At 67.8% G+C, this 7,581-nt stretch carries 7 protein-coding genes and 2 pseudogenes; 4 read left to right on the plus strand and 5 right to left on the minus strand.

What is annotated here, in order from left to right:
- The 3 genes and pseudogenes from H0U68_RS15525 to H0U68_RS15535 all read left to right on the plus strand — a co-directional run.
- Window positions 1-432 (plus strand): annotated as a pseudogene (locus tag H0U68_RS15525) (delta(1)-pyrroline-2-carboxylate reductase family protein); the annotation flags it as partial.
- Window positions 433-496: 64 nt separating this feature from the next.
- Window positions 497-2,125 (plus strand): hypothetical protein, encoded by a 1,629-nt coding sequence (locus H0U68_RS15530; RefSeq protein ID WP_296357166.1) that lies wholly within the window; start codon window positions 497-499, stop codon window positions 2,123-2,125.
- Window positions 2,103-2,732 carry a DNA-3-methyladenine glycosylase I gene (locus H0U68_RS15535; protein ID WP_296357168.1) on the plus strand — a complete coding sequence of 210 codons (630 nt, stop codon included), beginning with the start codon at window positions 2,103-2,105 and terminating at the stop codon, window positions 2,730-2,732. Before H0U68_RS15530 ends, H0U68_RS15535 begins: the two co-directional genes overlap by 23 nt.
- Window positions 2,733-2,742: 10 nt before the next feature.
- Here the strand turns inward: H0U68_RS15535 and dcd are convergent, their stop codons facing one another.
- The 4 genes from dcd to H0U68_RS15555 form a co-directional block, all read right to left on the minus strand.
- On the minus strand, window positions 2,743-3,309 hold the full coding sequence (dcd, locus tag H0U68_RS15540) for a dCTP deaminase (protein WP_296357169.1): 567 nt from the start codon (window positions 3,307-3,309) through the stop codon (window positions 2,743-2,745).
- 188 nt (window positions 3,310-3,497) lie between these two features.
- A complete protein-coding gene (gene guaD, locus H0U68_RS15545; protein WP_296357171.1) occupies window positions 3,498-4,802 on the minus strand; it encodes a guanine deaminase in 1,305 nt (434 codons plus the stop codon).
- A 25-nt stretch (window positions 4,803-4,827) separates the two neighbouring features.
- On the minus strand, window positions 4,828-5,946 hold the full coding sequence (locus tag H0U68_RS15550) for a BMP family ABC transporter substrate-binding protein (protein ID WP_296357173.1): 1,119 nt from the start codon (window positions 5,944-5,946) through the stop codon (window positions 4,828-4,830).
- A 111-nt stretch (window positions 5,947-6,057) separates the two neighbouring features.
- Window positions 6,058-6,597, minus strand: a complete 540-nt coding sequence (locus H0U68_RS15555) for a peroxiredoxin-like family protein (RefSeq protein WP_296357175.1) — start codon at window positions 6,595-6,597, stop codon at window positions 6,058-6,060.
- 205 nt (window positions 6,598-6,802) lie between these two features.
- Between H0U68_RS15555 and H0U68_RS15560 the strand changes: the two genes are divergently transcribed.
- Window positions 6,803-7,447, plus strand: coding sequence for a helix-turn-helix domain-containing protein (locus H0U68_RS15560; RefSeq protein WP_365731825.1), 645 nt, complete (start codon window positions 6,803-6,805; stop codon window positions 7,445-7,447).
- Window positions 7,448-7,457: 10 nt separating this feature from the next.
- Here the strand turns inward: H0U68_RS15560 and H0U68_RS15565 are convergent.
- Window positions 7,458-7,581 (minus strand): annotated as a pseudogene (locus H0U68_RS15565) (IS630 family transposase); the annotation flags it as partial.

The raw sequence follows: 7,581 nt of genomic DNA on the forward strand, positions 1-7,581 counted from the left end.
GAGGCGCGCGTGGTCGCCGATGCGGATGCGGCGCTGCCCGACTGCCCGCTGGTGGTCACCTGCACGCCGGCGCGCGGCACCGTGCTGTCGGCCACGCCGCGCGCTGACGCTTTCATCGCGGCCGTCGGCGCCTACACGCCGCAGATGGCCGAGCTCGGCGCCGCGCTGTGCCGCGACGTCGCGCAGCGCGGCTTCATCGCGGTGGACACGCCCGACGCGCTGCACGAGGCCGGCGACCTGCTGCAGGCCGGCCTGGACGTGGCCGCCCTGCCCAGCCTGCGCGACGTATTGGCGGATACGCCGGCAACAGGCACGCGGCCCATGCGCGGGCCGGTGCTGTTCAAGAGCTGCGGCTGGGGCGGCTGGGACCTGGCGGCGGCGCGTTGCGCGGTGCAGCAACAAGCGCATTCGTCCCTAGGTAGTCGCGCGTAAGCGCAGCCGCGCTGACCACGCGCGCGCAGCAGTACAACTGCTGACACATCAGGGAGACAACACCATGCGCAAAGACAAGTGGGCCGGCCATCCGTGGGCCGCGCTGCGGCCGGCCATCGCGGGCGTGCTGCTGGCTGCGGCGAGCGCCGGGGCCGGCGCCGCCGTCAACCTGGGTGCCTACAACGTCAAGCTGGACGAAACCTCGGTCTCGGGCATTTCCTCCGGCGCCCTGATGGCGGCGCAGTTCGGCGTGGCGTGGTCGTCCATCGTCAAGGGCGTGGGCATCGTGGCGGGCGGGCCTTATGGCTGCGCGCAGGTTCCCAAACCGGGCTCGGCCTACACCAACAACCTTTTCACCGGCTACTACTACTGCATGAACCGGATCACGGCGCCCGACATCGCGCCGCTGGTCACGTTGACGGGCACCTTCGCCGCAGACGGCCGGATCGATCCGGTGGCCAACATGGCGCGGCAGAAGGTCTACATCTACAGCGGCTACAACGACGGCATGGTCAAGCAGCGCACCGCGGTGGACCCGCTGGCCAACTACTACGCCAACTACATCGCGCCCGCCAACATCTACTACAAGAACAACCAGCGCGCCGGCCACGCCATGGTGACCGACCGCGCCACGCACCAGGGCTGCGCCGCCACCGCGTCGCCCTACCTGAACAACTGCGGCACCGACGTGGCCGGTGAAATCCTGAACCACGTGTACGGCAGGCTGAACGCGCGCGCCGGCACGCCGGCCGGCCAGCTCCTGGAGTTCTACCAGAGCGAATTCGCAAGCACTTCGTCGGTCAGCATGTCGTCCACCGGGCGGGTGTACGTGCCGGCGTCCTGCGCGGCCGGCCAGCCCTGCCGGGTGCACGTGGCGCTGCACGGCTGCACGCAGTCGCACGACACGCTGGGCACGCAGTACGTGGCCGAGGCCGGCTACAACGAATGGGCCGACACCAACAACATGATCGTTTTGTACCCGCAGACCGCGAGCCGCAGCTACGACTTCAACGGCGTGTTCCAGGACCGCAACAACCCCGAAGGCTGCTGGGACTGGTGGGGTTACAACGTGGACTACGACCAGAACACCAGCGGCAACCAGAACTACGCCACCAAGAAAGGCGCGCAGGTCAAGGCGATCCGCGCCATGCTCACGCGCCTGTCGGGCGGCTACACCGGCTGGACGCCCACGCCGGCCGGCGGCTTCGGCGCGCCCGCCGGCCTGGCGGCGCAGGACAGCACGCACAACCGCGTGGACCTGGTGTGGACGCCGGTGAACGGCGCCACCGGCTACAACGTGTACCGGGGCACCTGCTCCGGCTGCGCGATGACAAAGCTCAACGCCACGCCCGTCGCCGGCCCCAGCTATGCGAACAGCGGCCTGGGCGCGAGCACCACCTACTACTACACGGTGAAGGCGGTGGATGCCGGCAGCGTGGAAAGCGCGGCCTCGGCAACGGTGAGCAAGGCTACGGCCGCCACCCCGCCATCGTGCGACGCCTACCGCAGCAACAACTACACGCACGTGGACTACGAGAGCTACACCGGCGAATACCGCGCCAACGCGGTGTGCGTGAACTGCTACGCGTACTCGCGCGGCGGCGGCAGCTGGATCGGCTACTACAACGTGTACGACAGCGCGCCGCTGGTGCGCATCGGCAGCCAGTACTATGTCTATGGCGTGTGCAACTGAGGCGCGCGCCAAGACGACCAAAGAGGACCAAGAGGACTGGATGAGTGAAACGACGCGCTGCGCCTGGTGCCAGGGATCGGACCTGCTGACGGCGTACCACGATGAGGAATGGGGCCGCCCCGCGCAAACCGATGTGGACCTGTTCGGCGCGCTCACGCTGGAAACCTTCCAGTCGGGCCTGAGCTGGCTGACGGTGCTGCGCAAGCGCGACGCTTTTCGCAGCGGCTTCGCGGAATTCGACGTTGGCAAGGTGAGCGGCTTCGGCGAGCCCGACGTAACGCGGCTGCTGGCCGACGCCGGCATCATCCGCCACCGCGGCAAGATCGAGGCGGCGGTGAACAACGCGAAGCGCGCGGTGGAACTGCGAAAAGAGTTCGGCGCGCTGCGCGATTACTTCAAGGCATTCGCAGTACTCAAGATGCCGAAGGATGCAAGCGATGCGCTTGCCAAGCCGCTGTCGAAAGATCTGAAGTCACGCGGATGGAACTTTGTCGGACCGGCGACGGTGTATGCGTTCATGCAGTCGGTGGGGCTGGTGAATGACCATGTTCCAGGGTGCGTGGCGCGGGAGCGCTCGGAGGCGGAGCGGCTGAAGGCCTGGGGCTGACGCCCTCAGATCACGCCTTCGGCAACGTCACCCCGCGCTGCCCCTGGTACTTGCCGCCGCGGTCCTTGTAGCTGGTTTCGCAGACCTCGTCGCTTTCGAAGAACAGCACCTGGGCGCAGCCTTCGCCGGCGTAGATCTTGGCCGGCAGCGGCGTGGTGTTGCTGAACTCCAGCGTCACGTAGCCTTCCCACTCGGGCTCGAACGGCGTCACGTTGACGATGATGCCGCAGCGCGCGTAGGTGCTCTTGCCCAGGCAGATGGTCAGCACGTTGCGCGGGATGCGGAAATACTCCAGCGTGCGCGCCAGCGCGAAGCTGTTGGGCGGGATGATGCAGACGTCATCGTAGAAGTCGACGAAGCTTTTCTCGTCGAAATTCTTCGGGTCCACCACCGTGCTGTGGATGTTGGTGAACACCTTGAATTCCGGCGCGCAGCGGATGTCGTAGCCGTAGCTGGACGTGCCGTAGCTGATGACCCGCTGGCCGTTCACCTCGCGGACCTGCGTGGGCTCGAACGGCTCGATCAGGCCATGCTGTTCGGCCATCTTGCGGATCCACTTGTCGCTCTTGATCGTCATGCGTTCACCTCTGTTGGGCGGAATTGTAGGGGGCTGCCTGCTTCGGGCTGCGACCGCGCAGAGCCGCGTGCAGGCGGGCTGCGGCTCGCGCCGCTGGAGACGATAGTGGAACGCAACTGGTGCCGCGCCGCCATCGCTTCTGCGCGGCAGGCGGGCCGCCCCGGGCGCCGCCAGCCGCGCCGCGCGGTCTACGCAACAGACGGTACGACAGCCTGCCCACCCACGTACACGCGATCAACAACCCGGTCGTCCCCCAGCACGATGATCGAAAACAGCAATTCATCGAGATCCCGCGCATGCGACACCTTGCGCGCCAGCAGTGGCGTCGCCTGCGGATTCAACACAATGAAATCCGCCTCGCACCCAGGCACCAGGTTGCCGACAACACCGGACAAACCGAGCGCCTCGGCCGCCCCCGCCGTGTGCTGCCACCACAAATTCTGCGGCCCCAAACTCAGCCCCGGCTTGGTCTGCCCTTCGCGTCCCACGTAGTACGCGGCCAGCATGGTATGGAACGGATTGAAGCTGGTGCCGCCGCCCACGTCCGATGCCAGCCCGTGACGAAAGCCGATGCGCTGAGCGCCTTCGTAGTCGAAGAACCCGCTGCCCAAAAACAGATTGCTGGTCGGGCTCACCGCCGCCGCCGCGCCGGTGTCGCGCATCAGCGCGCGGTCGTCGTCGTCGAAGTGGATGCAATGCGCGTAGATAGCGCGCTCGCGCATCAGCCCGAAGTCGTCGTAGATGGACAGATAGCTGCGCGACGCCGGAAACAGCTCGCGCGCCCAGCGGATCTCGTCCTTGTTCTCCGCCACGTGCGACTGGATCCACACATCCGGGTACTGCGCCGCGAGTTCGCCCGCGCCGCGCAGCTGCGCTTCGCTGCAACTAGGCGCAAAGCGCGGCGTGATGGCGTAGCCCAGCCGGTCCACGCCGTGCCAGCGGCGGATCAGCGCCTCGGTGTCCACCAGCGACTGCTCCGTATCGTCGCGCACGCCGTCGGGCGAATGGCGGTCCTGCAGCACCTTGCCGGCGATCAGGCGCAGGCCGCGCCGCTGCGCTTCCTCCATCAGCGCGTCCACCGAATGCGGATGCGAGGTGGCGAAGGCCAGCGGCGTGGTCACGCCGTTGCGCAGCAGTTCGTCCAGGAACACGGTGGCCACACCTTGGGCGTAAGCGGCGTCGGCGAAGCGCGCCTCGTGCGGAAAGGTGTAGTTCTCCAGCCAGGGCAGCAGGCCTTCGGCCGGCGAGCCGATCACGTCGGTCTGCGGGAAATGCACGTGCAGGTCGATGAAGCCCGGCGCCAGGATGCGGCCCGGCAGGTGCTCCACCGCCACGCCAGGGAACCGGTCGGCCAGCGCGGAATATGCGCCGGCCGCACGCACCACCGGCCGGCCCTGCGCATCGGGGCCGACGACCAGCAGGCCGTCTTCCTCGTACAGGGCCGATCGGGTGTCTTCGTCGAATCGCAACAGGGCGGCGCGCCAGGCTCTCATGCGGCGAGGTTAACGCAGCCCGCGCCTACTTGCCCGAGGCGCTGCCGATCACGCCGTCCACCAGCCAGCTCATGTTGAGGATGTCCTCGTCCGACAGCGTCTTGCCCGGTGCGATCACCTCGCGGCCCACGTTGTCGTCGATGCCGATCTTGCCGGCACGGAATGCATGCACGCGGCCGGTGGCCATGTCCTTCTGCCGCGCGGCTACCTCGTCGCGCACGGCCTTGGGCACCTTGGGGCCGAAGTCGCCGACGCGCACCATGCCTTCCTTCACGCCGCCCCACACGCGGCCCGGCTTCCAGTTGCCGTCCAGCACCGCCTGGGTGCGCTGCTTGTAGTAATCGTCCCAGACGTGCGTGACGGCAGCGATCTGCGCGGTGGGCGCCACCTTGCGCATGTCGGAGTGGTAGGCCACGGCCATCTTGCCGCGCTCCTGCGCCGCCGCCATCACCGCGTTCGAGCCGGTGTGGAAGGCGATCACGTCCACGCCCTGGTTGAACAGCGTCATGGCCGCGTCGCGCTCCCTGGCCGGGTCGAACCAGGTGTTGAGCCAGATCACCTTCACCTGCGCGTCCGGGCTCACCGAGCGCATGCCCGCCGTGAAGGCGTTGATGCCCTGCAGCACCTCGGGAATCGGGAATCCTGCTACGTAGCCCGCCATCTCGGCCTTGCTCATGCGCCCGGCCACGATGCCCGCCAGGTAGCGCCCTTCGTAGTAGCGCGCATTCGCCACCGCCACGTTGGGCGCGGTCTTGTAGCCGGTGACCGCCTCGAACTTCACGTCCGGAAATTCCCTGGCCACCTTCAGCGTCGGCTCCGCGTAGCCGAAGCTAGGCGTGAAGATCAGCTTGTGACCCTGCTGGGCCAAGTCGCGGATCACGCGCTCGGCATCGGGGCCCTCGGCCACGTTTTCGACGAAGCTGGTCTTCACCCGGGCGCCGAACGCGGCCTGCACCGCCTTGCGCGCCTCGTCGTGCTGGTGCACCCAGCCGGCTTCGGTGACGGGCGTGACGTAGACGAAGCCGACCTTGAGTGGATCGGCGGGCCTGGGCTGCTGCTGCTGCGCGGCGGCGGGGAAGACAGGGGAAAACGAAAAGAGACCGGCTGCCGCGAGCCATGCCGCGGCGGCGAGGTTTTTGTACATGGTGTTCCTCGACATGGCTCCGGAATAAAAAAAGGCAAGAGGCCGCCGGAGCGCAGCCTCTTGCGCCGGATTCTACCGGTGGCCTTTTCTTGGCCCGCCGCTGTGAACGGTTCAGCGCAGCGGGCCGGTGTATTCACCGCGCGCCGGGTAGTCGTTCTTGATGACGAAGTCCAGCGCCTGCACTATCTCCGCGAAATTCGGCCGCACGAACGGCATCGACTGCACCGAAAACCAGTAGACCGACTGGTCCGGCCGCAGCAGGAACACGCCCGGCTCGGAGAACAGAGCCGGCTCCTCGATGCCCAGGGAGGTCTTGCCTCGCGAGGCGGAGATCGACAGGCTCCATTGCCGTGCCACCTCCAGCGGCAGGCCCCAGCCGATGCGCAAGCGCTCGGCGCCGACCTTGCCGGCCATGGCGCGGGCGCGCTCCTCGGTGTCGCCGCTGATGGTGACGACGCTCACGCCGCGCTCGGCAAAGGCGGGCACCTGCTTTTCGAGTTCCTTCAGGTAGCTGGCGCAGATCGGGCAGTGCAGGCCACGGTAGAAGCACACCAGGGTGAAGCGCTCGGGGGTTTCGTCCGCAAGACGGAATTCGCCGCCGGAGAGCAGCGGGACCTGCAGCGCGGGGGCAGGCTGGCGGGGGATGGGCATGGAGCTTCCTTCGTTGGTTGACAGCATGGCCAGAGGGTGCCAGATTGATGGTCATGCCAAGTCCAAAACCATTGATCGATAGTCCAGAAGGTCCTACCACCGCGCAAAGGCCGCCGCGCGACCGCCTGAGCGCCTTCCTCGCCGCCTTCTCCCTCAGCGTGCGCGTCGTTCCCCAGGTGGCCACGCGGCGCCGGCCCACCTGTTCGTGCTGGCCTCGCGCGCGGGGCACAAGCGCATCGTGTTGCGCAGCCAGGCCGCGCCGCGGCCTCACGTCGCGGGCAGCGTGCTGGCCGCGGCGGTGGTGGATTTCGGCGGTGCCGACAACCCGCTGCTGCGCGCCCTGCCCGACGAACTGGTGCTGCAGACCGCGCACGATCCGCGGGCCGCGGCGCTCGCCGATTTCTTCATCGCCGAGGCGGCCGAGCCGCGCTGCGGCGGCCCGGCGGCGCTGGCGCGCATCGGCGAACTGCTGGTGCTGCTGGTGCTGCGGCAGGCAGTCGATGCGCAGGCCGCGCAGCCCGGCCTGCTGGCCGGGCTGGCCCATCCGCTGCTGCGCCGCGCGGTGCTGGCGATGCTGGATGCGCCGCAGCAGCCCTGGCGCATGGAGGAACTGGCACAGGTGGCCGGCATGTCGCGCAGCCGCTTCATGCTGGAATTCCGCGAATGCCTGGGCACCACGCCGGGCGCATTTCTTTCGGGCTGGCGCCTCACGCTCGCGCGGCGGCAGCTGCAAGGCGGCGACAAGGTGAAGGCGGTAGCCCAGCGCGCCGGCTTCGGCAGCACGGCAGCGTTCAGCCGCGCTTATAGCCGCGCATTCCGGACTCCGCCCACGCAAACGGCAGCACTGTAGGACGAGGCCGCTAGTGTCCTGTCCCGATAATACGTGAGCAAAGTCGATGCAGCTTTTCAAGGATCGAATCGGCGGTCGCAGTCCATTTGAACGGCTGACAGTTTTGGTTGTGAGCGTTGACGAAATGGTCGATG

Source organism: Ramlibacter sp., assembly GCF_013697775.1.
GTDB lineage: Bacteria > Pseudomonadota > Gammaproteobacteria > Burkholderiales > Burkholderiaceae_C > Ramlibacter.

Coding starts and splice junctions, on each gene's coding strand:
- H0U68_RS15530 (WP_296357166.1), top strand. CDS start 497: ATGCGCAAAGACAAGTGGGCCGGCCATCCGTGGGCCGCGCTGCGGCCG.
- H0U68_RS15535 (WP_296357168.1), top strand. CDS start 2,103: ATGTCTATGGCGTGTGCAACTGAGGCGCGCGCCAAGACGACCAAAGAG.
- dcd (WP_296357169.1), bottom strand. CDS start 3,309: ATGACGATCAAGAGCGACAAGTGGATCCGCAAGATGGCCGAACAGCAT.
- guaD (WP_296357171.1), bottom strand. CDS start 4,802: ATGAGAGCCTGGCGCGCCGCCCTGTTGCGATTCGACGAAGACACCCGA.
- H0U68_RS15550 (WP_296357173.1), bottom strand. CDS start 5,946: ATGTACAAAAACCTCGCCGCCGCGGCATGGCTCGCGGCAGCCGGTCTC.
- H0U68_RS15555 (WP_296357175.1), bottom strand. CDS start 6,597: ATGCCCATCCCCCGCCAGCCTGCCCCCGCGCTGCAGGTCCCGCTGCTC.